General features: G+C 58.3%; 26 protein-coding genes. 13 read left to right on the top strand and 13 right to left on the bottom strand.

Annotation, left to right across the window (positions count from 1 at the left end; translation table 11 throughout):
- Window positions 1-14: 14 nt before the first annotated feature.
- From U5K34_RS12975 to pilG, 8 genes are all read right to left on the bottom strand, one after another.
- On the bottom strand, window positions 15-530 hold the full coding sequence (locus U5K34_RS12975) for a chemotaxis protein CheW (protein ID WP_322568819.1): 516 nt from the start codon (window positions 528-530) through the stop codon (window positions 15-17).
- On the bottom strand, window positions 523-1542 hold the full coding sequence (locus tag U5K34_RS12970; RefSeq protein WP_322568818.1) for a chemotaxis protein CheB: 1020 nt from the start codon (window positions 1540-1542) through the stop codon (window positions 523-525). The genes U5K34_RS12975 and U5K34_RS12970 overlap by 8 nt, the downstream gene beginning before the upstream one ends.
- A gap of 112 nt (window positions 1543-1654) precedes the next feature.
- Window positions 1655-7603: an Hpt domain-containing protein gene (locus U5K34_RS12965; protein WP_322568817.1), complete on the bottom strand. Its 5949-nt coding sequence runs from the start codon at window positions 7601-7603 to the stop codon at window positions 1655-1657.
- Window positions 7600-8481: a protein-glutamate O-methyltransferase CheR gene (locus U5K34_RS12960; protein WP_322568867.1), complete on the bottom strand. Its 882-nt coding sequence runs from the start codon at window positions 8479-8481 to the stop codon at window positions 7600-7602. The genes U5K34_RS12965 and U5K34_RS12960 overlap by 4 nt, the downstream gene beginning before the upstream one ends.
- A 36-nt stretch (window positions 8482-8517) precedes the next feature.
- Window positions 8518-10545 carry a methyl-accepting chemotaxis protein gene (locus U5K34_RS12955; protein ID WP_322568816.1) on the bottom strand — a complete coding sequence of 676 codons (2028 nt, stop codon included), beginning with the start codon at window positions 10543-10545 and terminating at the stop codon, window positions 8518-8520.
- A gap of 95 nt (window positions 10546-10640) precedes the next feature.
- Window positions 10641-11192 carry a chemotaxis protein CheW gene (locus U5K34_RS12950; protein WP_322568815.1) on the bottom strand — a complete coding sequence of 184 codons (552 nt, stop codon included), beginning with the start codon at window positions 11190-11192 and terminating at the stop codon, window positions 10641-10643.
- Between the two features lie 5 nt (window positions 11193-11197).
- A complete protein-coding gene (locus tag U5K34_RS12945) occupies window positions 11198-11563 on the bottom strand; it encodes a response regulator (RefSeq protein WP_322568814.1) in 366 nt (121 codons plus the stop codon).
- Between the two features lie 59 nt (window positions 11564-11622).
- The gene (gene pilG / locus U5K34_RS12940) at window positions 11623-12006 is read right to left on the bottom strand and encodes a twitching motility response regulator PilG (RefSeq protein ID WP_322568813.1); all 384 of its coding nucleotides are present in this window, start codon (window positions 12004-12006) and stop codon (window positions 11623-11625) included.
- Between the two features lie 354 nt (window positions 12007-12360).
- Between pilG and gshA the strand changes: the two genes are divergently transcribed.
- The 12 genes from gshA to U5K34_RS12880 all read left to right on the top strand — a co-directional run bounded on the left by gshA (window position 12361) and on the right by U5K34_RS12880 (window position 22397).
- On the top strand, window positions 12361-13656 hold the full coding sequence (gene gshA, locus U5K34_RS12935; RefSeq protein WP_322568812.1) for a glutamate--cysteine ligase: 1296 nt from the start codon (window positions 12361-12363) through the stop codon (window positions 13654-13656).
- A gap of 4 nt (window positions 13657-13660) precedes the next feature.
- The gene (gene gshB, locus U5K34_RS12930; protein WP_322568811.1) at window positions 13661-14611 is read left to right on the top strand and encodes a glutathione synthase; all 951 of its coding nucleotides are present in this window, start codon (window positions 13661-13663) and stop codon (window positions 14609-14611) included.
- 2 nt (window positions 14612-14613) lie between these two features.
- Entirely contained in the window at window positions 14614-15684 is a 1071-nt protein-coding gene (locus U5K34_RS12925; RefSeq protein WP_322568810.1) for an FAD:protein FMN transferase, read from the top strand.
- A complete protein-coding gene (locus tag U5K34_RS12920) occupies window positions 15681-16040 on the top strand; it encodes a NusG domain II-containing protein (protein WP_322568809.1) in 360 nt (119 codons plus the stop codon). The genes U5K34_RS12925 and U5K34_RS12920 overlap by 4 nt, the downstream gene beginning before the upstream one ends.
- Window positions 16041-16252: 212 nt before the next feature.
- Window positions 16253-16762, top strand: a complete 510-nt coding sequence (locus U5K34_RS12915) for a Gx transporter family protein (RefSeq protein ID WP_322568808.1) — start codon at window positions 16253-16255, stop codon at window positions 16760-16762.
- Entirely contained in the window at window positions 16755-17657 is a 903-nt protein-coding gene (locus U5K34_RS12910; RefSeq protein WP_322568807.1) for an energy transducer TonB, read from the top strand. The genes U5K34_RS12915 and U5K34_RS12910 overlap by 8 nt, the downstream gene beginning before the upstream one ends.
- Before the next feature lie 42 nt (window positions 17658-17699).
- Window positions 17700-18263, top strand: coding sequence for a YqgE/AlgH family protein (locus U5K34_RS12905; protein ID WP_322568806.1), 564 nt, complete (start codon window positions 17700-17702; stop codon window positions 18261-18263).
- An 8-nt stretch (window positions 18264-18271) separates the two neighbouring features.
- Complete coding sequence (ruvX, locus tag U5K34_RS12900; protein ID WP_416224101.1) at window positions 18272-18775, top strand: Holliday junction resolvase RuvX; 504 nt, start codon at window positions 18272-18274, stop codon at window positions 18773-18775.
- 22 nt (window positions 18776-18797) lie between these two features.
- On the top strand, window positions 18798-19265 hold the full coding sequence (gene pyrR, locus U5K34_RS12895) for a bifunctional pyr operon transcriptional regulator/uracil phosphoribosyltransferase PyrR (protein ID WP_416224100.1): 468 nt from the start codon (window positions 18798-18800) through the stop codon (window positions 19263-19265).
- The gene (locus U5K34_RS12890) at window positions 19262-20242 is read left to right on the top strand and encodes an aspartate carbamoyltransferase catalytic subunit (protein ID WP_322568803.1); all 981 of its coding nucleotides are present in this window, start codon (window positions 19262-19264) and stop codon (window positions 20240-20242) included. Before pyrR ends, U5K34_RS12890 begins: the two co-directional genes overlap by 4 nt.
- Window positions 20242-21525 (top strand): dihydroorotase, encoded by a 1284-nt coding sequence (locus tag U5K34_RS12885; RefSeq protein WP_322568802.1) that lies wholly within the window; start codon window positions 20242-20244, stop codon window positions 21523-21525. Before U5K34_RS12890 ends, U5K34_RS12885 begins: the two co-directional genes overlap by 1 nt.
- Complete coding sequence (locus U5K34_RS12880; protein ID WP_322568801.1) at window positions 21522-22397, top strand: dihydroorotate dehydrogenase electron transfer subunit; 876 nt, start codon at window positions 21522-21524, stop codon at window positions 22395-22397. The genes U5K34_RS12885 and U5K34_RS12880 overlap by 4 nt, the downstream gene beginning before the upstream one ends.
- A gap of 327 nt (window positions 22398-22724) precedes the next feature.
- Here U5K34_RS12880 and U5K34_RS12875 read toward each other — a convergent pair whose 3' ends face one another.
- From U5K34_RS12875 to U5K34_RS12860, 4 genes are read right to left on the bottom strand one after another with little or no spacing between them, the layout of a single operon-like run.
- The gene (locus U5K34_RS12875; protein WP_322568800.1) at window positions 22725-23132 is read right to left on the bottom strand and encodes a DCC1-like thiol-disulfide oxidoreductase family protein; all 408 of its coding nucleotides are present in this window, start codon (window positions 23130-23132) and stop codon (window positions 22725-22727) included.
- A gap of 35 nt (window positions 23133-23167) precedes the next feature.
- On the bottom strand, window positions 23168-23665 hold the full coding sequence (locus U5K34_RS12870) for a TspO/MBR family protein (RefSeq protein ID WP_322568799.1): 498 nt from the start codon (window positions 23663-23665) through the stop codon (window positions 23168-23170).
- A 3-nt stretch (window positions 23666-23668) separates the two neighbouring features.
- The gene (locus U5K34_RS12865) at window positions 23669-23920 is read right to left on the bottom strand and encodes a GlsB/YeaQ/YmgE family stress response membrane protein (protein WP_322568798.1); all 252 of its coding nucleotides are present in this window, start codon (window positions 23918-23920) and stop codon (window positions 23669-23671) included.
- A 14-nt stretch (window positions 23921-23934) separates the two neighbouring features.
- Complete coding sequence (locus tag U5K34_RS12860; protein ID WP_322568797.1) at window positions 23935-24150, bottom strand: DUF3185 family protein; 216 nt, start codon at window positions 24148-24150, stop codon at window positions 23935-23937.
- A 610-nt stretch (window positions 24151-24760) separates the two neighbouring features.
- Here U5K34_RS12860 and U5K34_RS12855 point away from each other — a divergent pair.
- A complete protein-coding gene (locus tag U5K34_RS12855; protein WP_322568796.1) occupies window positions 24761-25432 on the top strand; it encodes an OmpA family protein in 672 nt (223 codons plus the stop codon).
- A gap of 373 nt (window positions 25433-25805) precedes the next feature.
- On the opposite strand, the gene U5K34_RS12850 is transcribed toward U5K34_RS12855, so the two are convergent.
- Window positions 25806-26513 (bottom strand): DUF4197 domain-containing protein, encoded by a 708-nt coding sequence (locus U5K34_RS12850; protein ID WP_322568795.1) that lies wholly within the window; start codon window positions 26511-26513, stop codon window positions 25806-25808.
- Between the last annotated feature and the right edge of the window lie 338 nt (window positions 26514-26851).

Genomic DNA, 26851 nt, shown 5'->3' with positions numbered 1-26851 from the left:
TTTTCAGTGTCTAACTATACAACCTGCAGGCGCTGGATGCGAGCTTCTAGGTCGTCGATGTCGGGCACGACGAGGGAGACGCCGTCGAGCTGGACGAAACCGGCGATGGACTGGCGTCCTTCGCTGTTGCGCTGGTCGGGAACGATCTGCTGTTCGCGAACCAGTTTGAGGCTGGGGATGCCCTGGGTGATGAAGGCGATATAGGGAAGGTCCGGGTTGCCCTGCAGGGTATTGAGCACGGCAATCCGCGAACCGCCCAGATTACCCGGATTCTGACCACCACTGGCGATCTCGAAGGAGACCAGCGGTACCTTATGTTCGCGCCAGATGATCTTGCCCAGATACCAGTCGGGCGCGTCCGGCAACGGCTCGGGCTCGATATAACCGGTCACTTCGGCTACCGCCGCATTGGGTAGCAGGATGGATTCTTCGTACATCGGGATCTGCAGACAATGGATGGCATCACTGGCCTGCTTGCCAGTTACTGCCATTCCTTCACGGCGCGTATCAATTTGGGTAGTTTCAGCCATAGTCCGTCTGCCGTTGTGTCACATATTCTGTCAGTTTAGCGGCCAATTGCTCCGGAGTTCCAGTATAACTGCTGACGCCGGTTTTGCGCACCTGGTCGGGCATATTGCTGATCACGCAACTGTCGGCCGACTGAGTCCAGATGGGCCCGCCCATGGCATGCATGGCACGCACGCCAAGCACCCCGTCATCACACATGCCACTGAAAATAATCGCGCCGCTGTTCTCCCCGAAGCGCGCCCCGGTATCGGTCAGTACCGTATCGATGGAAGGCGTATAAAACGAGGGCGCCGCCAGCGGTAACAATTGAATCACCCCGATCGGGCTGACCTGCAGACGCTGATTGACCGGCGCCACGATCACCTCGCCATGGCGCAATGTATGCCCGACCCGGGCCGGCATAACCTGCAACGGGCAAATACGATCCAGTTCCCTGGCCAACAAGGGTTCGAAATTGGAGCCCAGATGCTGGGCCACGATCAGACTCGCCGGCAGCGTCGAGGGCAATTCGGCCAGAAAACGTTTAAGCGCATCGGGGCCCCCCAGTGATGCTCCCAGTACCCACACCTGACTTGCCAGGCTGTTGTCTCGCGCCAGCAGGGTTTCATTGACCGTGAAACTGCCCAGGTCGATATCGGGCGTCTCCCATTCAAGACGCCCGGTAATCTCGGCAATTTTTCCCATCAAAGTGCCGAACCATTTGCCATGGCGTGCGGGCTCGTTAAATGCCAGTGCACTGACATCATTAAAAATGATCGGGATCTCGGTCGATTCGAGCAGTTCTTCAAGTAGCTGGTTATGTCGTTCGCTACGTTCATCCAGCTCAATTAACAGCACATCGATCTTGTTACCGGCAAGCTTGGCAATAAAGTGCTCGCTGAACGGTTCATTGAGAACCACCTGTAAACCCGCGCGCTCGAATATCTGCTGCAGATGCTCGCGATGCCGAGAGGATCCCGAAGCCACGGCAATACGTATCCCGCGTAACTCACTCTGCAACTGGCTTTGTGACATGAAAATTGGTTATCCACAGGAGCGGCCGGTGCCGCTATCAGCTTGTTATACATCCGACTGCCGCTGCGAGCGCTCCTGCCCTGCAAAACTGGCGAAAAAATATCGAACTGAACTATGCCTCGCTGCCGATCAAAGAGTCGATATTTTCCAGCAATGTGGCATCGTTATACGGTTTCCCCATATAAATGTTGACACCGACATCCAGGGCCCGTTGTCGATGTTTCTGGCCGGTACGGGATGTGATCATGATAATCGGTACATCCTGGGTTCGAGCATCGCCCCGCATGTTCGCCGCCAGTTCGTAACCGTCCATGCGCGGCATTTCCACGTCCAGCAGCATGACATCGGGTACGGTTTCCTGCAGCTGACCAAGCGCGTCCACACCGTCCTTGGCCTGCACCACTTCGAAGCCGTTCCGCTCGAGCAGCCGCGTGGTCACCTTGCGTACGGTAATCGAGTCGTCCACCACCATGACCACCGGCCTGGTTTGGGCTACCGGCGGAGCTTCCGGCGTGAGTTCGATCACATCTTCTTCACTCTGCACGGCGGCCAGGCGGACCAGCACGGCCAGATCCAGGATCAGGACCACCCCGCCGTCCCCCATAATCGTGGCACCGGAGATACCGCGCAGTGTACTCAGTTGCGGGCCGACCGGTTTGACCACGATTTCACGGCTGCCGGTCAGGCCTTCCACCCGGATAGCCGCGCGATAGTCACCGCTGCGCACCAGCAACAACGGAACCCGTTCCTCGTCATCGGGCAGTGGCGGCACCTGCCCGCCCAGCAGATTGCCCAGATGCATCAGTTCATAATCTTCATTGACCCAGTGGTAGGCGGGATGTTCGCTCTGCATCAACTCACGCAGCTCGGCGCCACGGATTCGTTCCACACCCTGCACGTTGAGCAGCGGTACGGCATACAGCTCGTCCCCGACATACACCATCAGGGCGCGCGAGATCGCCAGGGTCAGCGGCAGGCTGATGGTAAAGCTGGTGCCCTGACCTTCATGGGTATCAATCTCCAGCAGACCGCCCAGCTGTTTGATCTCGCTGTTGACCACATCCATGCCGACGCCCCGCCCGGCAATCTGGGTCACCTGCTCGGCGGTACTGAAGCCGGACTGCATGATCATGTTGAGCAGGGTTTCCTTGGTCACTTTGTCTTCCGACCTGAGCAGGCCGCGTTCGATGGCCTTTTTGTGAATCGCCTGCAGATCGATGCCTTTGCCGTCGTCGTTGACGCGGATAATGATGTCCGAACCTTCACGGGAGAGGGCCATGTTGATGGTCCCGGCGGCGGGTTTACCGGCGGCCTGACGCTGTTCCGGTGTTTCGATGCCGTGGGCAACAGCATTACGCAGCATGTGTTCGATGGGCGGAATGATCCGCTCCAGCACCTGGCGATCCAGTTCCGATTCCACGCCATGCATCTGCAATTCCACCTGCCGGCTCATTTCGTCGGCGGTCTGGCGCACGATGCGACGCAGGCGTGGCGCCTGACCGGAAAACGGCACCATGCGGGTACGCATCAACCCTTCCTGGAGTTCGGTGTTGACCCGTGACTGCTGCAGCAACAGGGTTTCCGATTCGCGGGTCACGTTGCCCAGGATGCCCTTGATGCTGTCCAGGTCGTTGAGACTCTCCATCATCCCCCGTGACAGGTGCTGCATCTGGGTGAAGCGATCAAACTCGAGAGGATCAAAATCGTCATAGCCTTTTTCCAGGCGTTCTTCTTTTTTGAACTGAATCTGGGTCTCCGCCTCGATTTCAAACTTGCGCAGCTGTTCGCGCAAACGCGAGACCGTGTCGTCCAGCTCCTGCAGATTGAAGCGAAACGCATTGGTCTGCTGCTCCATGCGCGAACGATAGATACTGACCTCGCCGGCAAAGTTGACCAGATTATCCAGCAGATCGGCGCGGACCCGCACTTGCTCGTGTTGCACCCGCGAGGCTTTGCGCCGGTCCCGCGAGCCATCATCCTCCTCTTCCTGCAGTTCCCGGGTGACCGCCGGAGCCGGTGGTTCGGCCGCCGGGGCCGGGGCTTCGGCGGTTTCAGCCGTGTCCTCGACCAGCTCCACGCCCGGCTTTTCTTCCAGATCAATCACGTCCTGTTCGGCCGGGGCTTCTTCGGCCTCAGGTATGGCGGTTGTCGCGTCGCTATCTTCCTGTTCGGCCGGCGACGCCTCGTCGGCGGGTGCGGATTTAGCGGAGCGTCCCAGCAGACTGTCGGTCTCCAGAATAAGATCCTCGGCCGGCAGCGGACGCTGGTTTTCCTTGACCTTCTCCAGCATGCCGACCAGGCGATCCTGGGCCCGTTGCATGAGTCCGAACATCGGCTGGGAAACCGGCATATGACCATCGACGACCGCGGTCAGCATGGATTCGATGCTGTGTCCCAGATCGCCGATTTCGGTCACCCCGGCCATGCGCGCCCCGCCCTTGAGCGTATGCAGCTGACGCTGCAGGGCCTCGATCAGTTCCTGGTTATCCGGTTCATCGCGCCACTGCAACAGGGTGTTATCGCTTTGCTCCAGGATCTCCTCACCTTCTTCGATGAAGATCTCGAGCAACTCCTCGTCATAATCCGGCGGCGGGCCCTGCGGCGCCGCCGCAGCGGGCTCGGCGGGTTCAGGTTCGGGTTGTTGTAACTCCTGCAAAGAGGCGCTGGAATCCGGCGGCACAAAGTTATCCAATAGCGACTGGATGGCGTGCATTAACCCGCTGCTATCCGGCAGCTCAGCCCCGGGCTGCTCGATCAGATCCAGCACCCGGGTGACAAAGGTGTGCAGCTCTTCCAGCACCCCAACGGCGGTGGCATCCACCGGCTGATGATATTGCTGCAATTCCTTGGTGTATTTTTCGAACAGGCTGCACAGCTCGGAAACCGGGGTAATACCGGTGGTGCGGGAACTGCCGGTCAGGGTGTGCAGGGCCCGCAGCAAATCATTGCTGGCACTGCGATCCTGGTTGGCATGCCAGCCCTGGATATAGCTTTCCAGGGTGGCCAGATGGGTGGCCACTTCCTTGCGATAGATATCCAGCAGGACCGGATCGATCTCCGGTTCCGCCTCCTCGGCTTCGCTTTGCTCAACCGCCGACGGTTCTTCCGCAGCGACGGGAGATTCAGGCGCTTCGGTTTCGGCTTCCGCCCTCTCTGCCTGCGGCACTTCGGCTTCGAATTCCGGTTCCTTTTCTGCTTCCGTTTCCGTTTCCGGTTCCGGTTCCGGTTCCGCTTCTGACGCCTGATCGACCCCGGGTGCCGCTGGTTCAGCGGCGTCCTCCAGCACGACCGGCTTTCCCTGGCGGAGGGTGTCGGCATATTCCATCAATGCCAGGAGGCTTTGCGGTGGCCGTTCTTTTTTGGCAAACAGGGCAAACATCTCGGGCAGGGCTTGCTCGGCCCGTTCGAGAACCTGAAACATTTCCGGGCCCGGAGTAATGGTCTTGTCGATCACCCGGTTGAGCATGTTTTCAAACGCCCAGGCAAATTCACCGACATCGCTGGCACCGACCAGTCGGCCGCTGCCTTTGAGGGTATGGAAAGAGCGGCGCAGATCCTTGAGCGCGGCTTCATCCTGCTGATTGTTGATCCATTGCGGTAACAACCGCTGGATATTGGCATGTTCTTCTTCAGCCTCTTCCATGAAGATTTCAATGATCTCGTCATCGACCTCATCGATGGCCGGCGCACTTAGACTCGCTGACGAGGTTACGGCTTCGGCTTCGAACGAAGTAGCGGGTTCGGGTTCTAATTCCGGTTCCGTTTCCGTTTCCGGTTCCGGTTCCGCTTCCACTTCTGGCGCCGGTTCGGCCGCACTTATCCCCGACGCTGCCTCGTCACCAGCCGGTTCGCCACCCTCTTCGAACTCCGCAGCAAGCTCGCCCAGATCGAATTGTGCCGAGTCCGATGCCTCTAAACTCAGGGCATCGGCCTGGCCGCCCGTATCGCTTTCCAGGCCGATATCGTCCAGGTTATCGAAGTTGACGTTGAGATCATCGAGCGTTTCCAGAACGATGCTCTGTTCATCGTCGTCATCGTCAGCGGCTTCGGGTAACGGCGAGCTGAGGGAGATCTCCTCCTCCTGCTGCAGATCGTTGAGGGTGTCATCGGTGCTGTTGGCCAGGATCTGTTCTTCGCGATCCGGCTCCTCCAGCTCGGGTTGTTCGATCTGCAGGGTCAGGGAGTCCTCTTCCTCGCTGGCAGTCTCGTCATCCAGTTCGAGTTGCAGGGAGTCGTCCTCCCCGGGAGCCGGCAGATCCACCAGTGTATCTTCATCCACCGGACCGGATTCGAGATCCTCGGGAATTGCCAGATCCGGCTGGGTGTTATCGGCCGCCGGCGCAGGACCGGGGGGGGTCGACGGCGCGACGCCACCCTGTTCGAGTTTGGCCAGGCTCTGTTCGGCCACCTCGAGAATGGCATCGGGATTGCCCCACTTGCCGGCCAGCGATTCAAGATAATACTCGATGCTGCTGATCGCATCGGCCAGATGCTCCATGCTGTCTTCATCGGCGCCCGCCTCGCCGCTATGCAAGCGGTGAATATAACCATTGATTCGGTGCAGCTGGCCGGCGGCCCGCTCCAGATCGAGGATCAGGATACTGCCGCGAATCTGTTCGAGAATCTGCGGCACGTTATCAAGGACCTCGCGATTACCCGGCTTGCGGCTGAAATCGCTGAGTGACTCCTTGACCCTGGCCAGTTCGATCTTGGCCTGCTCGATAACGGTTTGCAGCAGTTTCTGTCGTTCGACCCCCTGCAAGCGCTCGGCGCTCTGGGTCTTGTCGGCCGATTCATCATATTCTTCGTTAGCAGCCCGGGCTGTCGCCATTTCACCCAGTGAATTCTCGATCGACAGCATTGCCCCGGCCATGTCCATCAGGGTATTGTCATCGACCTCGCGTTCGCCGTTGACCATCGCCTCGAGGATCTCGAGCTGTTCGTTGAGCACATTACGCTGCACCCCCAGCCCCAGCATACCCAGGGTATCGCCCATCTGTTTGAGCGTGGCGCAAAGGGGTTTGAGTTCATCAATATGCCGCTCTTCGGCGCGCACGAACAGATCCAGGTTATCCTTGATCCGGGTCAGATCCTCAAGCAGCACCGTGGAGACGGTATGCATCAACTGCGCGTTGGGACCGGTCAGATCGGCACGCGCCCGTTCCAGGGTGCTGGTATCCGGCAGCACATCTTCCAGGTTGAAGGCCTGTTTAATCTCACGGGTCAGGTCGCCTTCCGAGCGGGAATTGGCCACGTAATACAGCAGGTTCTTCAACAACTCGGCAGGCGGTTCATGACTGAGCGCGGTCACACCGTTGTCGATGATTTTCTTGAACTGGCGATCCAGTTGTCCGAGCAACAGCTTGATAGAGACATTACTGTCCAGACCGCCCTGACGCAGACTTTCCACCAGACCGCCGGCCACCCACAGCAGACGATTGATCTCTTCTTCGGTAGCTGATTCGCGCAGGGTGTCGATCACCTCGGCAATGCGTGCCAGCGAGGCATCACTGTCGCGATCCCGGAACCAGCCCAGTAACCCCAGATGATAGTTATGCCGCAGCTTGCGGGTCAGATCGCTGATGTTTTCGCCGGTGATCGTCTCATTCGACGGTGCCTTGACCGCCAGATCGGGATTGAACAGCGCATTTTCGGAAAGCAGGGCCTCACCACGGGCCGCGCGCAGATCATTGAGCAGCGGCAGCAAGACCATCGGCATGTCATGATGGCCGGCCAGCAGATGATCGAGATAATCGGGCAGTTGCAGGATACCCCGCATCAACACCTCAAAGGCATCATTGCGGTTACCGATCTTGCCTTCCAGAAGGCTGTCGGTGAGTTTTTCCATTTCCTCGGCGGCCAGGGCGGCACCGTACAACTCGACCATCTGCAGGGTTCCGTAGACCTGGTGCAGATAGTTTTTGACAAATTGCAGCTGGGTTTCGTCGGCCTCGTCCTCGACAAACACCTCGAGCGAGGAACGCGCCTGCCCCAGGGTATCGTCCAGTTCCGATTTAACCCAGCTCAAGGTGTTGAGATCGAGTCCGTTATCCACACTCATGCTCCGAACTCCTGTGCAACCCGCCGATAGGCAAGTACGCCCTGAAAGCTTTCGCTGTAGACGTGCGGATTCTGCCAGTCAATGATCTCGCCGGCGCCCAGGACCAGCAGACCACCCGGTTTGAGATGTTCTACCAGGTAATCGAGAATCTGTAGGCGCCGTTCGCGCGGGAAATAGATCAGCACATTCTGACAAAAAATAATATCCATTTGCCCCATGCGCGCCTGTTCCAGCTCCAACAGATTCTGGCGCATAAAACAGACCCGCTGCTGAAGCGCGGGGATAACCTGTACGTGTTGCTCATCGACACTTTCAAAATAGTGCGACTGTAATGCCTCGGGCAGATTCTTGATCCGGTTGCGATGATAGAGGCCCTTGCGCCCCGCGCTCAAAGACGCCGTGCTGACGTCGGTCGCCGTAATGCCCAGATACGCCTGGCTGCCACTGCGGGTGAACAGATCATCGAGCAAAATTGCCAGTGAATAGGCCTCTTCACCGGTGGCACAGCCGACACTCCACAGTTCAAAACGCTCGCGTTCGCCGGCATGTTGTTCCAGCCATTCACGGGCATGGCGACGCACCACGCTGAGCGCCTGATCATCGCGATAGAAACGGGTTTCGTGCACGGTCAGGCGATCGACCAGAATCTCCCATTCCACTGCACCGCGAGTGCCGGTCGTCAGATACTGGAAATAAGCTTCGTAATCATCCAGCCCCAGCTCGCGCATACGAATGTTCAGGCTGGAAATCAGGAAGGAGCGGCGCCGCTCGGACAGATGTATCCCGGTACGCTCTTCCAGCAGGGCAGCCCAGCGGCCGAACTGATCCTCATCCATTTGCATGGATGGGGGCATGTCCGGCAACGGTTTGTTCTGCACAGCCGTCAATCGATCTTCCTCCCGTACGGCGCGCGCTTATTGCTGCGGCAGGCGGAAGCCGGCAACGGAATGGCGCAGTTCGTTCGCCAGTTCGGCCAGGTTCCCGATGGAAGCCGCGGTCTCGTTGGTCCCGGCCGAGGTCTGGGTGGTGATCTCCTGAATGACGTTCATGGTGTCGGAAATGTTGGTGGCCGCTGTCGCCTGCTGTTTCGCCGCATTGGAGATGTGCTCGATCAGTTCCGCCAGATTGCTGGAGACCGATTCGATTTCTTCCAGGGCGGTACCGGCGTCCTGGGCCAGCTTGGCCCCGTGAACTACCCCGGCGGTACTTTCTTCCATCGACGCCACCGCTTCGTTGGTGTCCGACTGGATCGCTTTTACCAGGGCATCGATCTGCCGGGTCGCGTCACCGGAGCGTTCCGCCAGTCGCTGTACCTCGTCCGCAACCACCGCAAAACCGCGGCCCGCTTCACCGGCCATGGCCGCCTGGATGGCGGCGTTCAGAGCCAGGATGTTGGTCTGCTCGGCGATGTCGTTGATCAGTTCCACGATGTCACCGATTTCCTGCGAGGATTCACCCAGACGCTTGATACGTTTGGAGGTTTCCTGAATCTGCTCGCGGATGGTGTCCATCCCGTGGATGGTGCGTTGCACCGCGTCGGAACCCTTGCCCGCAATCTGTACCGCGCGCTGGGCTTCGTCAGCCAGTTCGGTCGCGTTATTGGATACGCCTTCGATGGAGACCGCCATTTCGTTAATCGCGGTACTGGCGCCGGTGATCTGCTGGGCCTGATGGTCCGAGGCCTCGGCCAGATGCATGGCGGTCGCCTGGGTCTGCTGCGCCGCCGAGGAAACCTGCTGGGTGGTATCGTTGATCGCCGATACCAGGCCGCGCAGGGCGTCGATGGCGTAGTTGATGGAGTCGGCAATGGCGCCGGTAATGTCCTCGGTGACCGTTGCGTTCACGGTCAGGTCACCGTCGGCCAGGTCACCCATTTCATCCAGCAGTCGCAGGATCGCTTCCTGGTTCTGCGCGTTGGTCTGGGCGATCTCCGAACGCTGTTGCTCGATCTCCTGCAATCGTTTACGCGAATCGCGCCAGTAGAGAATCCCCATCAGAATCAACAGCACCAGGGTCAACGCCGCGAAGGCATAAACCAGCAGGGTCTCGTAGCGCAGCTTGATTGCACTGGTGTAGGCATCACCCAGTTGCTCGATGTTGGCCAGCACCATATCGGACTGGTTGAGCACCCCTTCGGCCGCATTGGAGACGTCGAACATTTCCGGTGAACGCTCCAGAATCCCGCCGACCTGGCTGCGCAGTGAACGGAACTGTTCCCGCACCTGCTCCAGCTTCTCGCGCGAGGCGGGGTCGGTGATGCGTCGAATGCCCATGTTGCGATTACCGCGCAACATGTCCTCGATAACCCGACCGAACAATGCGGCATCCCGACCGAAACGGTCCGCGGCGGTCACCGCTTCCTCGCCCCCGGCCAGGACCCGGTTAACGTTACTGTGAATACGCTGGGTCAACATCAACTGGCGGGTGGCGATATAGACCTGATCCGCCGGGGCCTGCTGTTCGGTCATGGTCGCGACCACCTCGTCGGACAGCGCCAGCAGGTTCGGAATCTGTTCGTTGATGTTCTGGATATGTTCGCGCATGGTGGTCACCACGTCGCGGTTTTTCAAAATAACATCCACGTTATTGCGATACTGCTGCCAGGACTTGTTCAGCTCGTTCAGCTCGGCACGGGCTTCCGGCGGGGTCCGTTGTGATTGCCAGCGGACAATATCCTCGAACTGGTTACGCACCCGGGAGAGTTTCGGGAAGGCATCCAGTTCACCGCGCGCCGCCTGGCTGGCGAACTTGGCAATCTCCTGCGAGAGAACCCGCTGACCACCGGTACGGTTGATGTATTCCACGTCTTGCGCTTCTTTCTGGGCGTTAAGGAAGAAGCTCCCGCCCATGAGCAATACCGACGCCAGCAGCGCAAATCCCAATAGCGCGATCAGACGGCCTGTCGGTATTTCTCCTTTAAGAGTGAGACCTTTGAATTTCATTGCTTTACTCCTGCCATCGCATTCGTGCCTGCCGGCATTGTTTTCGTTGTCCAGCCCCGTCTCGCCTTGCCGGAACAGGCTGTTGCATGACACCTCTAACCGCGTGAGGCGACTTCCATAAACCGGGGGCTTTTCGCCAGGTTACGCATATCGAAAATACCCCAGAGCTGATTCCCCTGTTTGAACGCCCCGCCGAGATACGGCGCCAGATTCTCGGAAACCCCCGGCAGCTGTTGACTGCGTTCTTCTTCAAAAAAATGACGCATCCCCAGCACTTCTTCCACCAGCAGGCCACTGGTAAAGCCGCCCTGCTGGATCACCAGGACCCGCGACTCGCGGGCCAGTTTGATCGGCTCATCACCGAGAAACGCCTTGAGGTCCATCACCGGTACCAGACTCCCGCGGACATTGGCGATCCCCTTGACCCAGGACAGCGCGCTGGGCACCCGGGTCAACGGCGGATATTTGAGGATTTCCAGTACCTCATCGGTGGGCGAAACCAGATACTGCTCGCCGATACGAAACCCGATGCCCGACCAGGTCCGGCGGACCTCGAGCTTCTGCGGCAGCCCCAGCGCTTTTTGCTGACTGCGGGTTTCGATCTCCTGCAGCAGTGCAAACGACGCCTGGCTCTGAACCGCCGCCATCGCGCTCAACCGCCCAGAACGGCGTTGATCTTGTTATTGAGTTCCGTCTCGTCCACCGGCTTGGTGATGTAATCCCGGGCGCCCTGGCGCATCCCCCAGACGCGATCGGTTTCCTGATCCTTGGTGGTCACGATAATGATCGGAATATTCTGGGTGTCGGGATCCTTGCTCAGCGCGCGGGTCGCCTGAAAACCGTTCATCCCCGGCATCACCACATCCATCAGCACCAGATCAGGGCGCGTCTCCCTGGTGTGGGCGATACCCGCCTCGGCATTATCCACCGCATCGACCTGGTGGCCATTTTTCTCCAACACTCCCTTGAGCACATGGGTCTCGGTCGGGGAGTCATCGACAATCAATATCCGCGCCATCTCGCTTAACCTCCTGAAAAACTTGACTTTATCTTGCTCAACATCCCGTTGCCACCAGCTTATTCCAGGACCAGGGACTTGATCGCCCCGAGCAGCTCTTCCTTGGTAAAAGGCTTGGTCAGGTATTGTTCCGAGCCGACGATGCGCCCGCGCGCCCGATCGAACAGACCGTCCTTGCTGGACAGCATGACCACCGGGGTCTGCCGAAAAACCTTGTTGTTCTTGATCAGGGCCGTGGTCTGATAACCGTCGAGTCGGGGCATCATAATATCGACAAATATAATGTCCGGATGGGTATCCGCTATCTTGGACAGGGCTTCAAAGCCGTCCTCGGCGGTGATGACCTCACACCCCACTTTTTTTAACAGTGTCTCGGCGGTCCGGCGGATTGTCTTGCTGTCATCGATGACCAGGACCTTGAGACCTTCATAACTGTCTGTCATTGCTTGCTCTGCCAACACCTGTATCCACCTGCGTTGTATGGCTGGACGAATTTGGAAATTGTTCTCATTCTCATAAACCCAGTATAGTCCAGCGTTGCAGATATTTAACACAGATTTGAGAAACAATCCATAAGTCCGTATATTTTCTCAATAATTTCATCTGCGCCTAACGGTTACCCGGACTCCGGATCAGGAGAATGCAGTCCTCAGGGACATGTTCCAGCTTATAACGGCAGGTTCTGTCGATACTTTATTTTGTTATTGATTCACCGGGGACGGATGGGCCTGCGCCCGGCGCCAAGTTGGGGTAGTATTTCACTATATTGAGGTTGTGAAAAGCCAGTGAGAAAATCCATGAGTGTTGAACATCTGCATGCCGTTCCCCATCTGACCACCGCCCTGTCGGGTCCACTACACGACATCGAGTCCCATCTGCTGACTCACCAGGCCCATATCGAAGCCTGGTTTCGCAGCGAGTGGCTCAAGACCCCGGCGCCGTTTTACGCCTCGGTGGATCTGCGCAACGCCGGTTTCAAGCTGGCGCCGGTCGACACCAACCTGTTCCCGGCCGGCTTCAACAATCTCAACGAGGCCTTCATGCCGCTCTGTATTCAGGCGGCCCAGGCGGCCGTGGAACGGGTCTGCCCCGATGCCGCCAAGGTCCTGTTGATTCCCGAAAGCCACACCCGCAACACTTATTATATGGAAAGTGTCGCGACGCTGACGGATATCCTGCGCAAGGGCGGTTTCGAGGTCCGTGTTGCCAGTCTCACTGAGGATATGGATCTGCCACAGACCATCAAGCTGCCTTCCGGACGCGAGGTGCTGCTGGAAAAACCCGAGCGCGACGGCGACCGATTGAAGATCGGGGATTTCGATCCCTGTGTCGCCCTGCTCAATAACGATCTGTCCGGCGGCCGGCCGGATCTGCTCGAAGAACTGGAACAGAAAGTGATCCCGCCGCTCAACCTGGGCTGGGCCGATCGCCTCAAGTCCGAACACTTTGCCCATTATCGCAGGGTCGCCAGCGAATTTGCCGCCATGGCCGAGATCGATCCCTGGCTGATCGACCCCCTGTTTCGCAACTGCGGCGAGATCAACTTCATGAAACGCGAGGGCGAAGAGTGCCTGCACAAAAACGTCACGCGCCTGCTGGCCGACATTCAGGCCAAGTACGATGAATACAACATCGACAAACCGCCCTATGTCATCATCAAGGCCGACGCCGGCACCTACGGCATGGGCATTATGGCGGTGCAGTCAGCCGAAGAGGCCCTGGAGCTCAATCGCAAGCAGCGCACCCGCATGTCCAAGAGCAAGGGCGGTCAGGCCGTGACCCAGGTGATCATGCAGGAGGGGGTCTACACCTTCGAAACCTGGGGCGATCAGCAGGCGGTGGCCGAACCGGTGGTCTATATGCTGGATCACTTCGTGGTCGGCGGCTTCTATCGCGTGCACAAGGAACGCGGCGCCAACGAGAACCTCAACGCCCCGGGCATGCATTTCGAACCGCTCGCCTTTGCCGAAACCTGTAACGTCCCGGACGAGAGCAAGGCACCGGACGCCGATCCCAATCGCTTCTATGCCTACGGGGTGATCGCCCGCCTGGCCCTGCTGGCCGCCGCCCGCGAATACGCCGAGCACGCCTGATCCCATGACTATCAAGCTCGGCGTGGTCATGGACCCCATCGGGGCCATTAACTACAAAAAGGATTCCACTCTGGCCATGCTGCTGGCCGCCAGCCGGCTGGGCTGGCAGCTGCATTACATGGAGCAGCCCGATCTCTATCTCGATGGCAATCGCCCCGGTGCCCGCAGCCGGCCTTTGACCGTGCAGGCCGATCCCGATAACTGGTACGAACTGGGCAGCGAACAGGCACTGGCGCTGGACGAGCTGGATGTCATCCTGATGCGCAAGGACCCGCCGTTCGATCTCGATTTTCTGTATGCCACGCACCTGCTCGAACTGGCCGAGGCGCGCGGTGTGCTGGTGGTCAACAAACCGCAGAGCCTGCGCGACGCCAATGAAAAACTGTTCACCGCCTGGTTTGCCGACTGCATGCCGCCGACCCTGGTCAGCAGCCAGCCGGCGCAACTGCGCGAGTTTTTGAACAAGCACGGGGACATTATTGTCAAACCGCTCGACAGCATGGGTGGCAGTTCGGTGTTTCGTCTGCAACAGGCCGGTCTTAATACCGGCGTTATTCTGGAGACCATGACCCGCCACGGACAGCGGTTGATCATGGCGCAGCGCTTTATTCCCGAAATCACCGAGGGTGACAAGCGCATCCTGTTGATCGACGGCGAACCGATCCCCTATGCCCTGGCGCGCATCCCGGCCGCCGGCGAGACCCGCGCCAACCTGGCCGTGGGCGGACGCGGTGCGGGCGTAGCTTTAAGTGACAACGATTACCGTATCTGCCAACAGGTGGCCCCGGTATTACGCGACAAGGGCCTGATCTTCGTCGGACTGGATGTAATCGGCGATTATCTGACCGAGATCAACGTCACCTCGCCGACCTGTATTCGCGAACTGGATGAACTATACGATCTGAATATCGCCGATCAGTTAATGCAAAGTATCGAACAACATTTAAACCGATAGTCATGAGCATGCCACGTCGTACCGTTTTATTGATCACGCTTTTCTTTTCCGTTCTGCTGGCCGGTTGCCAGAGCGAACCGCAGGAACACAAGACCACCATGATGGTGTTCGGCACCCTGGTGACCATCACCCTGTGGGATGTCGAGGAAGAAAAAGCCAATCAGGCCATCGATGCCGTGGCCGAGGATCTGAGTTTCATGCACGAAGCCTGGCATCCCTGGCGTGCCGGACCCATGGGTCGTATGAACCAGTTGCTGGGCATGACCGGCGAATTCACCGGCAACATCTCGGTCATGCCGTTGATCGAAAAATCCCGCAAGCTGGCCGAACAAAGCCAGGGACTGTTCAATCCGGCACTGGGTAAATTGATCGCCTTGTGGGGTTTTCATCAGGAAGATCTGTTCGCCAACTTTCCACCCAGCCAGGACGAGATCGACGAGTTGCTGGCCCAGAATCCGCAGCTGAGCGACATTCAGGTAGATAACGTGCGCATCAGCAACGACAATCCCGCCGTGCGGCTGGACATGGGCGCCATCGCCAAGGGCGAGGCCGTGCAACGTTCCATCGATTATCTGCAATCAAAAGGTATCGACAACGCCATGGTCAACGCCGGCGGCGATCTCATGGCGATCGGCCGCCATGGCGATCGCCCCTGGCGCATCGGCGTTCGTCATCCGCGCAAAGAGTGCGACGACAAAAACCCGGCCGAATGTGTCATCGCCCGGCTGGATGTGCGGCACAACGAGGCCGTGTTCACCTCGGGGGACTATGAACGCTATTTTGAATATGGCGGCAAGCGTTACCATCATATTCTGGATCCGCGCACCGGCTACCCGGCCGATCAGACCACCTCGGTGACCGTGATACATCACGACGGCGCCACAGCCGATGCCGCTTCCACCGCCCTGTTCATCGCCGGGCCGGAAGAATGGCCGCAAATTGCCCGCAACATGGGCGTCGAACAGGTGATGCTGATCGACAAACAGGGCGTGGTGCATCTGTCACCGGCCATGGCCGAGCGGATTGAGCTGTCCGATCTGCAAACCGATCCCGTCATTCAGAAACTGCCATGACCCTCGCCGACAAACTGCTGCTGGGCATGGTTCTGCTCCTCGTCGCCGGCAGCTATTACTTTGCCTGGCAACCGTCCATGGCCGGCACCCACGTGGAAGTTTATCAGGGCAACACGCTGTATAAACAATACGATCTGCACCAGCACACCACCGTGCAGGTACCCGGCAACCTCGGCGACAGCGTGATCGAAATCGACCACGGCCGCGCCCGCTTCAAGTCCTCGCCCTGCAACAGCCAGTTCTGCATACATGCCGGCTGGCAACAACAATCCGGCGATGTCATGGCCTGCCTGCCCAACGGCATCCACATCCAGATCCACGGCGGCGAAAGCCGCTTCGACGCGCTGGCTTTTTGAAAGATAAAGTTTCTCTCGCAGAGACACGAAAAGCAATTTTGAATGTTGAATTTTAAGTTTTGAATTTTTTATGCCAGAAAATGCGGGAACATCAAGCAAATTTATCAAGCCACTGGCGTGGTTAAGAGTTAATTCAAAATTCAGCATTTAAAATTCAACATTACACCTGTCTGCGTTAAGCTCTTTTTTTCAATTACCGCATAATCCCAACATTGAAACTTGAGTTAGAGCCCACTGTCGAAGATCAACGCATCGCCTGGCTGGCGGCGGCGGCGGTGTCGATCCATATTCTGGAGGCGCTGCTGCCCAGTCCGATGCCGGGGCTGAAGCCGGGCTTTGCCAACATTATTACGATCTGCGTGCTGTGCCTGTACGGCTGGTCGACGGCCGCCTGGGTGAGTCTGCTGCGAGTGCTGGTGGGCAGTCTGCTGCTGGGCACGTTTTTATCGCCCACCTTCATGCTGTCCCTGTCCGGAGCGCTGGCCAGTCTGCTCATCCTCTGGCCCATGACCCGTCTGCCCGGGCGCGGCTTCGGCCCGGTCGGTTACAGCGTGGCGGCGGCGCTGGCGCACATCAGCGGCCAGTTCGTGCTGGCCTGGGCGTGGTTCGTCCCGCACGCGGGGATCTGGAAACTGTTTCCGGTTTTGTTGAGCTTTGCCGTGTTGCTGGGCCTGCTCAACGGTATAATCACGCACAAAGTGGTAAAACATCTGCATGGCTGACGTAACTGGCAACAATTCCCTGACGGCAGGCGCCGCCGATCGGCTTGGCATGACGCTGTTCATCGCGCTGGCGGTGCACGCTATCGTGATCCTCGGTGTCGGCTTCAATCTCAGCGATCTGGCTAACAATGACGCCATTACCACCATGGAAATCACCCTGGTGCATAACGAATCCGAGGACGAGCCGGAGGATGCCGAGTACCTGGCCCAGGCCAGTCAGGAAGGCGGCGGCAATGTGCAGGAGAAAGTGCGCGACAGCAGCCCCTTTTCCAACCCCGTCCCCACCGAGGAATCCGGCCTGGCCCCCGACAGCCGCCAGGCCCTGGCCCCGCCGCCGCGCGAACAACAGGACACGCCCCAGGAAGTGATGAGCGCCAACCGGGCGCCGGAAAAGACCGCCAGCGAACGCCAGCCGCAAAAAGAGCCGCCGATCCCCGAAGAGGTCACTGCCGCCCAGCTCTACGAGCGCAGCCAGCAGATCGCCCGGCTCAGCGCCGAGATCGACGACATGAAAAAGGCCTATCAGATTACCCCGCGCGAGACCTATGTGCGCGGCGCCAAGGCTCGCGAACACCGCTTTGCCGCCTATCTCGATGCCTGGCGCGCCAAGGTCGAGCGCATCGGCAATCTCAACTATCCTGAAGAGGCGGTACGCAATAATGTCACCGGCGATCTGCTACTGGATGTGGCGATCAACCCGGACGGCTCGCTCAAATCGGTGCGGGTGCTGCGCTCCTCCGGTCACGAGGTGCTGGATGAGGCAGCGCAAAACATCGTCCGGCTGTCGGCACCGTTCCCGCCGTTGACCGAGGAGATTCTGGAAGATACCGACGTACTGCACATTCCCCGCGTCTGGCAGTTTAAAAGCGGATCAAATCTGGGGCTAAGTCGTTAACCATCACTTGCCTGATCATCGACACTGACTGATACTTATTTTATGAGTTACATCGCCCAACTGAGTAACCACTTTCTCATTGCCATGCCGACCCTGGCGGACCCCAACTTCGAGCACACGGTCACCTATCTGTGCGAGCACAACCCGCAGGGTGCGCTGGGTATCATCATCAACCGGCCCACCGATCTGACGCTCAGCGATCTGGCCGAGCAGCTCGATATCGAGGTGACCGAGCCGGAACTGGCCGACACGCCCATCTATCAGGGCGGCCCGGTCCAGCTGGAGCGCGGCTTTGTCCTGCACACGCCACTGGGCGAATGGGACAGCACCCTGGAGATCACCGACGAGGTAGGACTGACCATGTCCCAGGACATCATCGATGCCATCGCCGGCGGCGTGGGACCCGAGCAGTTTCTGATCGCCCTGGGCTATGCCGGCTGGGGCGAGGGCCAGCTGGAAGAGGAGCTGGCCGCCAACAGCTGGCTCAACGGGCCGGCCGACAGCCGGATCATTTTCGAGTATCCGGTGGAAAAACGCTGGAGCGCCGCCGCGGCGGGACTCGGCGTGGACATCGCCACCCTGTCGACGGACGTGGGCCACGCGTGAGCCGATCCGTGAACCGGCCCCTTAACCGCCCCCCTGATCGATCCCCTGATCGCCCCCCTGATCGACCAAGAACCCTGCTGGGGTTCGATTACGGCCTGCGGCGCATTGGCGTGGCGGTTGGCCAGGAAGTCACCCGCAGCGTGGCCCCGCTGACCACCCTCAGCCGCAAGACCGACAAACCCGACTGGGAGGCCATTACCCGGCTGATCGACGAATGGCAGCCCGATTTGCTCATTGTCGGCCTGCCCCTGACCCTGGAAGGGGAAGACCAGGAGATGACCCGGCGCGCAAGACGCTTTGGTAATCAGCTCAAAGGGCGTTACAATCTGCCCGTCGAGATGGTCGACGAGCGCCTGACCTCCTACGAGGCCGAACAACTGCTCGAAGAACGCTCGCACAACGGAGCCGGCCGCAATGAACCCGAAGATATCGATCAGGTGGCCGCGCAACTGATACTGCAAAGCTGGTTCGACCAGCAACTGACCCCGGAACAACATGAGCGAACGCCGTGACGTCCAGACCCTGCTGAGCCAGATGGCCAGCGATCTGCAATCCCTGCTTAACTCACGGCATATCACCGATCCTGCCATTATCGGCATCCACACCGGGGGCGCCTGGATCGCCGAGCAGATTCATCGGCAACTGCGGCCCGAACAGCCGCTGGGCACGCTCAACATCACCTTCTATCGCGACGATTTCACCCGCATCGGCCTGCATCCGCAGGTAGAACCGTCCAACCTGCCGTTTTCGGTCGATGACCGGCACATCGTCCTGATCGACGATGTCCTGCACACCGGGCGCACCATCCGCGCCGCCATGAACGAAATCTTCGACTACGGCCGGCCCGCCTCGATCATCCTGGCCACCCTGGTGGAACGCAGCGGCCGTGAGCTGCCCATCTGCGCCGACGTGGCCGGCGAGCGCCTGAGCCTCGAGGCCCATCAGCATGTCAAACTGACCGGGCCGGATCCGCTGGAGTTGTTAATACAGGAGAGCAAATGAAGCGGCAGGATATTCAATGCGACAGTCAGGGCCAGTTGCGCCATTTTCTGACCATTGAAGGGCACAAACGCGAGACCCTCACCCAGATCCTCGATACCGCCGAAAACTTTGTCACCGTCGGCAACCAGCCGGTCAAGAAAGTCCCGCTGTTGCGCGGCAAGACCATCGTCAACCTGTTCTTCGAATCCAGCACCCGCACCCGCACCACCTTCGAACTGGCCGCCAAGCGCCTCTCCGCCGACGTGCTCAATATCAACATCAACACTTCCTCCACCAGCAAGGGCGAGAGCCTGCTGGATATGTTGCATAACCTGGAGGCGATGCACTGTGACATGTTCGTAGTGCGCCACGAACAAAGCGGCGCGGCGCACTTCATCGCCCAGCACGTGGCGCCGCATATCAGTATTATCAACGCCGGCGACGGACGCCATGCCCACCCAACCCAGGCAATGCTGGATGTATTCACGATTCGCAAGCACAAGCCCGACTTCACCGCGCTGCGGGTGGCCATCGTCGGCGATCTGATGCACTCGCGGGTGGCCCGCTCGCAAATCCACGCGCTCAACACCCTGGGCGTACCGGAGATCCGCGCCATCGGCCCGTGCACCCTGATTCCGCCCTATCTGCAACAGATGGGCGTGCACATCTATAACGATGTGCGCGAGGGACTGAAGGACGTGGACGTGGTGATCATGCTGCGCCTGCAACGCGAGCGCATGGACGGCGCGCTGCTGCCCAGTGAACTCGAATATTTCCAGACCTACGGCCTGACCCAGGAGAAGCTGGCGCTGGCCAAACCCGATGCCATCGTCATGCACCCCGGTCCCATCAACCGCGGCGTGGAGATCGAATCCAGTGTCGCCGACGGGCCGCAATCGGTGATCCTCGAACAGGTCAGCAACGGCATCGCGGTACGCATGGCCATCATGTCGATGGTCCTGGGACGCAAACCGTCCGGTGAGGAGGGCGAAGCCTGATGCGCATTCATATCAAGGGCGGTCGCCTCATTGACCCGGCCAACGGCATCGACGCACAGCATGATCTGTATATCGCCGACGGCGAAGTGGTAGCCATCGACCAGACGCCCGACGGCTTCGGGGCCGATCAGGTGATCGATGCCAGCGATCAGATCGTCATCCCCGGACTGGTGGATCTCAATGCCCGCCTGCGCGAACCGGGCCAGGAACACAAGGCCACCATTGCCAGCGAGACCCGCGCCGCGGCCGCCGGCGGCATCACCACCTTGTGCGTGCAACCGGACACCGATCCCATTATCGACACCCCCGCGGTTTCCGAGCTGATCCATCACCGCGCCCGCCAGGCCGGCTATGCCCGGGTGGTCACCCTGGGCGCACTGACGCTGCAACTGCAGGGCGAGCACCTGAGCGAGATGGAAGAGCTCATGCGCGAAGGCGGCTGCATCGCGGTCAGCAATGCCCTGAACCCGCTGAACAACACCCTGGTCTATCGCCGTGCGCTGGAGTACGCGGCCAATTTTGATCTGACCGTGTTCATCTACGCCAACGATCCCTGGCTGAGCAACAAAGGCTGCGCCCACGAAGGAGCGATCAGCACCCGCCTCGGCCTGCCCGGTATTCCCGAGTCGGCCGAGACCGTGGCCGTGGCCCGCGATCTGATGCTGATCGAGCAGACCGGCGTGCGCGCCCACTTCATGCATTTGAGCTGCGCCCAGTCAATCCAGAAGATCACCCGCGCCCGGCACGACAACCTGCCGGTCTCCATCGACGTGGCCGCCCACCAGCTCTATCTCACCGAGATGGATCTCGGCGATTTCAACAGCGCCTGTCACGTCATCCCGCCGCTGCGCACCCAGCGGGACAAGGACGGCCTGCGCGCCGGGTTGGGCAGCGGCACGATCAACGCCATCAGCTCCTGCCATCAGCCGCACGACGCCGACGCCAAGCTGGCGCCGTTTTGTGAAACCGATCCGGGCATCTCGGCGCTGGAGACCCTGCTGCCGCTGACCCTGCGCCTGGCCGAGGAAAAGGTCCTGTCCCTGTCCGAGGCCATCGCCCGCATCACCAGTGAGCCGGCCCGGATTCTCGGTATCGACGGCGGACGCCTGGGCGTCGGCGATCGCGCCGATGTCTGCATCTTCGATCCGCAGGAGCGCTGGACCGTGGATTACAACACCCTCGCCAGCTGCGGAAAAAACACGCCGTTTCTCGGCTGGGAAATGCAGGGCCGGGTCAGCCAAACCCTGCTGGCCGGCCAGTCCGTTTATCAGGTGAATCAGTGACCGCTGCCAAAGCCCATCGCGATACCATTTTTGTCGAAGAAGCCGAAATCCTCGCGCACGACAACCACGCCGGCGATCAATACACCCTGCGCCTGCAGGCGCCACAGATTGCCGCCCACGCCCTGCCCGGCAGCTTCGTGCACCTGAGCGTCAACGCCCAGCGCCCCATGCGCCGGCCCATTTCCATCATGCGGGTCGATGCCCAGAAGGGCTATGTCGATCTGCTGTATAAAGTCTTCGGCGAAGGCACCGCGCTGCTGGCACAGAACCCGATCGGCGAGACGCTGAACCTGATGGGCCCGATCGGAAAACCGTTCGAGTTTCATCAAAACAGACCCCGGCCGCTTTTGATCGGCGGCGGGGTCGGCATGCCGCCGATGATCTTCTGCGCCGATGCCCTGCGCAACGATAAAACCTATCAACCGTTCATGATCCTGGGTTCGGAAGTCCCGTTCCCGTTCGAAAGCCGGCCGTCGGAATTTATCGTCCCCGGTATGCCCGAGGGGGTCATCGCGGCCATGCCGCTGATCGAGCAGTGGAACATCCCCTCGCGATTGACCAGCACAAAGGGGTATCCCGGTTGCCATGACGGCTACGTCACCGATCTCGCCCGCCACTGGCTCGATGCCCTGTCAGAGGAAGAACGCCGTGAAGTGGAAATCTTCAGCTGCGGCCCCCATCCCATGCTCGAAGCGGTCGCCAGACTGGCTAAGGAATACGACCTGCCCTGCCAGGTCTCGCTGGAAGAGTTCATGGCCTGTGCCGTCGGCGGCTGCGCCGGCTGCGTGGTACAGGTCAACACCGACACCGGCCCGGCGATGAAACGGGTCTGCGTGGATGGGCCGGTCTTCGACGCCTACACCGTCTTTTAAAACCGTCGTCCTCATAGAAGGGGCCACTTTCTTCTGGTCACTGGAAATAAACGCAAAGAACGCAAAGGCGCGGAGAACGCAGAGTTGAATAATTCTGTACAGGCAGTTGATTATGTGGCGCAGCCTTTCTTTGACAGGGTAACGCCCCATACCGCTACCCTATACCGGGCCTGCAGAGCGCAGCTGGAGTCTGGATTCCGGCATTCGCTGGAATGACGAAATAATTTTTACTTTGCGCCTTTGCGTTAATTCCCAGAGCGCGGAACAAAACCACCCATCAAGGATTTTCGCTTTCCTGCACAGATGTTGCGTTTGTGATACCGCCGCTCAGAACTTCTCGTTACCCGGGATGTCGAGATTGTTAATCTTTGTTTTGCCCAGTATTTTCAGCAGCAGATTACGAAAAAACCGAAACACCGGGTATAACCACGCGGAGACCCGCCGGGATTTGAACAGCCAGTAATTAAACCGGTTGAAGAAACCGGAACGCGAACTGATCAGCGCCAGCGCGTGTATGGCATCAGAGCCGTAGTAAAGCCGGTCCCCCATTTTCAGCACCATGCCCTGATCGATATCGAGTCGGTTGTCAGTGATTTCGCGCAGGATCTCGCTGTTCTCGCGCGCATCGACAATCGTCAGCCGGCCCACATCCCGGCGGATTCTGACCAGACGACAATAGGCATCACACAGTGGACACTGTTTATCATACACCAGCAGAATTTCCGCCTCTGGCATAAGACTACTCCGTCATCATCTGCCGGAAGATCATGTTAACCCAACAGTCGCGGATTAAGCTGCCAGACCGAGTAATTCAGCGCGATGGCAAAACCAACCCAGAGCAGGTAAGGCACCAGTAACAGGCTGGCCAGGCGACGGATGTGCCAGAACGCGATCAGCGTGGCCAGGATCAGGCCCCATAAGAACATCACATCAACAAACGCCCAGCCACCCCGATGCCAGCCAAAGAACAGCCAGCTCCACAACACGTTAAAGACCAGCTGAACAAGATACAACAGCAGCGCGATGCGCGCGCCGGCAAAGCCCCTGACGCGCCATACCAACCAGGCGGCAATGGCCATCAGCAAAAACAGGGTTGTCCAGACGGGAGAGAACACCGACCCGGGCGGCGCCCAGGACGGGCGTTGCAGCTGCAGATAAAATGGCCCGGCCTCAATCGAAGCCATGGCACCCAGCCCGGCGGCCAGCAACGTGACCAGCAGCCAGGCTACCAGGCCGACAATCTGCCGAGGTGCCGAGCCCACCGGCATGGTTCAGGCTCGTTTGACAAGTATGACGATATACAGCAGCACAATTGCGCCAACGATGGCGGTAATGATCTCGCCGATCAACCCGGTTGATGCCAGCCCGATCAACCTGAACAGCAAGCCACCCAATACCGCCCCGATAACACCCACGATAATATTCCCGAGGAAGCCAAACCCACTGCCTTTCATGATCACGCCCGCAATCCAGCCGGCCAGCGCCCCAATCAGCAAAAAAATGATCAAACTTGTTATATCCATAAAGCCCCCGGCAATCAGCCTTTAATCAGAAGGTACGCACCGACAACAAAACTGACCGCCCCGCCAATATAGAACATCATCACTTTGTCGCGTTCCGCGCCGGTCACAGCCTCGGTAATCTGCGAGCCAACCGACTCGGACAACTGAAAGCCCCAGATCGCCAGACCCACACCGATCACCACTAGCGCGATACCCAGTACCTTGCTCGCGGCCATTGAACCCTGTGCCATATTTATCTCCTGATAGATGGTAAGTAGGTATCAGTTAGAATAGCAGCCTGACGGGGAATACAACATAAAAGGACGACAACCCTTTGCCGCCACATTCTGATCACCATGCCAAATCAAAGGGTTTTACCCCCGTTGAACCTGGCGCCTCCCCCTCACCTACCCAGTAATCAGGCCCATAGATAGCATTTAGTATTGGCACGATGATAATCATCACCAGTATCGAATCAATCAGCGCCGTCCCAATCTTTATCCGGAAACCGGATACTCGATCTCACCCATATCCTGTCCTTCACGATGCCAGCATCGTGATTAATTGAAAAGTCAGATACCACTGCAGACCAAATGACCCATTTAACCAACAGTCTAAAAATAAGTCTGTCACCTTTCGCTCTTGTCTCTATTATTAATGCACGGTACCGAACTGACTATGTTGATGCTTTCTGCTAACATATCAACTAACACCCTTCACAGGGGTAAATACGCGAATATTTCAAGGTTTTTCCCGGGCGAACTTTAATTTTGGCGGCAGTAATGCTCCTCCCCTTACGTGGTTTTTGGATGAACAGGACCTTTATGCCCCTTGTATACACAACAAGCAGGAGTTTGAGATATGAATAACCTGATTTTATCTATAGGCCTGTCGGCAACGCTGGCAGTGACTGGATGTACAACCTTTGACCCCTATACCGGCGAAGAGAAAACCAGCAATACCGCCAAGGGCGCGGGCATCGGCGCAGGCACGGCGCTGGTTATCTCTTATCTTGCCAACAAGGACAAATCGAGCAGTGAACGCAAAAAACGCATGCTGCGCGATGCCGGTATTGGCGCCATTGTCGGCGGCGGCGTTGGCTATTATATGGACGCCCAGGAAGCCAAATTGCGCAAGCAACTACGTGGCACCGGAGTCAGTGTTCAGCGTGATGGAGACAACATCAACCTGATCATGCCCGGCAACATCACCTTCCCGACAGACGGCAGCGACCTGCGGGCTGATTTTTATTCGGTCCTTGATTCGGTGGCATTGGTACTCGAAGAATATGAAAAGACAATTATCGTCGTCGCCGGTTATACCGACTCGCGAGGCTCAGAGTCCTATAACCAGACCCTGTCAGAAAAACGCGCCGGATCTGTGGCAGCCTACCTGCAATCGCGAGAAATAAATCCGGCTCGATTTGAAATCGTCGGTTTTGGAGAACGTAGTCCTATCGCCGACAACTCAACTCCGGAAGGTCGCAGCCTGAACCGTCGAGTCGAGCTTTCACTGATCCCGATTACTGAATAACTTCTCTCTGAAATTATTCTTATCAATCAAGGATCGAGCACTTGAAACCATCATAATTAGCAGATCTCAAGTGCTCATCCCTTTGATCGACCAACTCATAACAGACAACCAGCACGACTGAACATCTTTTGCACCGAACTTGTTCGTCGAGCACTAGGGCATCATGAACGCAAAAAGCAAGACCTGATCCTGATTTCTTCGTAAATAATAAAGTTAGTACTCGTCAGATGGCAGTGTTTAAAAACTTGACCACGAAGACACGAAGTCTCGAAACGAATCGATTTTTCTTTTATGTTTTCGTAGTCAAGCTTTTATAAAAACTCTGCCATCTGACGACTGCCAACTTTCTTTTTCGTGTCTTCGTGGTGATATTTCAATTTCTGCCGAAAACACGTTGCAAAATTTCGGTGGTCCGTTTGGCCGGGTCCTGGCGGATGGCGGCTTCTTCTTTGGCCAGGTAATAGAACATCCCGTCGATCCCGTGCTGCATGACATAGCTGCTCAGATCAAAATTCAGTTCTGGCGCCAATGGAATGGCGCGGTATCGGTCCATGACCTTGTCATAGGTTTGCACCACCCCCACCTGTGACAGGGTGTCATCGATCACCGGCCGCATCATGCGTTTGAGCTGTGGTGTCATCCTGTTCTGGAAATAGCGTGTGGCGGCGTCGTTCGGGCCATTGTAGATCTGCTTGACGTCTTGCCAGCTCATTTGCCGGATGGCGTCAATAAACAGGGCCTTCGCTTTCGGAGCGGCCACCTCCGCGGCGCGGTTCATGCGCTGTTCCAGCTCCGCCAGATAATGACCCAGGCCAACTTTCATCAACGTCTCCTGCACCGGCTGCAGTTTGGCCGGCAGGGGAATATGGATCGCCCGGTCCTGGTAATACCCGCCCTGTTGCCCGACCTGATCGACGACCCGTTCGGTGCCGACTTTCAGGGCCTCTTTCAACCCGGCGGCGATCTCCTGCTCGGTCAAAGGCCGGTATTGATTCAGCAGATCCTCGCTCTGTTTGAGCAGGTCGCCACTGCAGGAGACCAGCAAGCCGCTGAATATCAATACGCTTAATAATTTGCCCATCGTTTTCATTTCCTCTCCCCCCAATGATTTTTTACCACGAAGACACGAAGACTCGAAGCAATGAATGGATTTTCCTTCGTGTCTTCGTGCCTTCGTGGTTCAGCTTTTATAATAAAAGCCCGTAGGCCCGATAAAGCAAAGCGGTATCGGGCATTCCTCGTATTACCATCTGTGCCGGACACCACTATCGCTTTGTCCGGCCTACCACTCACCCGGCGTCGGCTTCTATCTGCCTTGCTATTAGACAGATGTCACGCAGGCTATCACCAGCGTAACCTACACCTTGTTACCACGAACTCTCTAAATACATTGGTTGTTTTACTTCGTGTCTTCGTGTC

Source organism: Thiohalophilus sp. (assembly GCF_034521165.1).
Classification (GTDB): Bacteria; Pseudomonadota; Gammaproteobacteria; order UBA6429; family Thiohalophilaceae; genus Thiohalophilus.
This window is presented reverse-complemented; position numbering and strand designations above follow the sequence as displayed.

Excerpts from the sequence above, each read along its gene's own strand:
- U5K34_RS12975 (WP_322568819.1), bottom strand. The coding sequence starts at position 530 with ATGGCTGAAACTACCCAAATTGATACGCGCCGTGAAGGAATGGCAGTA.
- U5K34_RS12970 (WP_322568818.1), bottom strand. The coding sequence starts at position 1,542 with ATGTCACAAAGCCAGTTGCAGAGTGAGTTACGCGGGATACGTATTGCC.
- U5K34_RS12965 (WP_322568817.1), bottom strand. The coding sequence starts at position 7,603 with ATGAGTGTGGATAACGGACTCGATCTCAACACCTTGAGCTGGGTTAAA.
- U5K34_RS12955 (WP_322568816.1), bottom strand. The coding sequence starts at position 10,545 with ATGAAATTCAAAGGTCTCACTCTTAAAGGAGAAATACCGACAGGCCGT.
- U5K34_RS12950 (WP_322568815.1), bottom strand. The coding sequence starts at position 11,192 with ATGGCGGCGGTTCAGAGCCAGGCGTCGTTTGCACTGCTGCAGGAGATC.
- U5K34_RS12945 (WP_322568814.1), bottom strand. The coding sequence starts at position 11,563 with ATGGCGCGGATATTGATTGTCGATGACTCCCCGACCGAGACCCATGTG.
- pilG (WP_322568813.1), bottom strand. The coding sequence starts at position 12,006 with ATGACAGACAGTTATGAAGGTCTCAAGGTCCTGGTCATCGATGACAGC.
- gshA (WP_322568812.1), top strand. The coding sequence starts at position 12,361 with ATGAGTGTTGAACATCTGCATGCCGTTCCCCATCTGACCACCGCCCTG.
- gshB (WP_322568811.1), top strand. The coding sequence starts at position 13,661 with ATGACTATCAAGCTCGGCGTGGTCATGGACCCCATCGGGGCCATTAAC.
- U5K34_RS12925 (WP_322568810.1), top strand. The coding sequence starts at position 14,614 with ATGAGCATGCCACGTCGTACCGTTTTATTGATCACGCTTTTCTTTTCC.
- U5K34_RS12920 (WP_322568809.1), top strand. The coding sequence starts at position 15,681 with ATGACCCTCGCCGACAAACTGCTGCTGGGCATGGTTCTGCTCCTCGTC.
- U5K34_RS12910 (WP_322568807.1), top strand. The coding sequence starts at position 16,755 with ATGGCTGACGTAACTGGCAACAATTCCCTGACGGCAGGCGCCGCCGAT.
- U5K34_RS12905 (WP_322568806.1), top strand. The coding sequence starts at position 17,700 with ATGAGTTACATCGCCCAACTGAGTAACCACTTTCTCATTGCCATGCCG.
- pyrR (WP_416224100.1), top strand. The coding sequence starts at position 18,798 with ATGGCCAGCGATCTGCAATCCCTGCTTAACTCACGGCATATCACCGAT.
- U5K34_RS12890 (WP_322568803.1), top strand. The coding sequence starts at position 19,262 with ATGAAGCGGCAGGATATTCAATGCGACAGTCAGGGCCAGTTGCGCCAT.
- U5K34_RS12885 (WP_322568802.1), top strand. The coding sequence starts at position 20,242 with ATGCGCATTCATATCAAGGGCGGTCGCCTCATTGACCCGGCCAACGGC.
- U5K34_RS12875 (WP_322568800.1), bottom strand. The coding sequence starts at position 23,132 with ATGCCAGAGGCGGAAATTCTGCTGGTGTATGATAAACAGTGTCCACTG.
- U5K34_RS12870 (WP_322568799.1), bottom strand. The coding sequence starts at position 23,665 with ATGCCGGTGGGCTCGGCACCTCGGCAGATTGTCGGCCTGGTAGCCTGG.
- U5K34_RS12865 (WP_322568798.1), bottom strand. The coding sequence starts at position 23,920 with ATGGATATAACAAGTTTGATCATTTTTTTGCTGATTGGGGCGCTGGCC.
- U5K34_RS12860 (WP_322568797.1), bottom strand. The coding sequence starts at position 24,150 with ATGGCACAGGGTTCAATGGCCGCGAGCAAGGTACTGGGTATCGCGCTA.
- U5K34_RS12855 (WP_322568796.1), top strand. The coding sequence starts at position 24,761 with ATGAATAACCTGATTTTATCTATAGGCCTGTCGGCAACGCTGGCAGTG.
- U5K34_RS12850 (WP_322568795.1), bottom strand. The coding sequence starts at position 26,513 with ATGGGCAAATTATTAAGCGTATTGATATTCAGCGGCTTGCTGGTCTCC.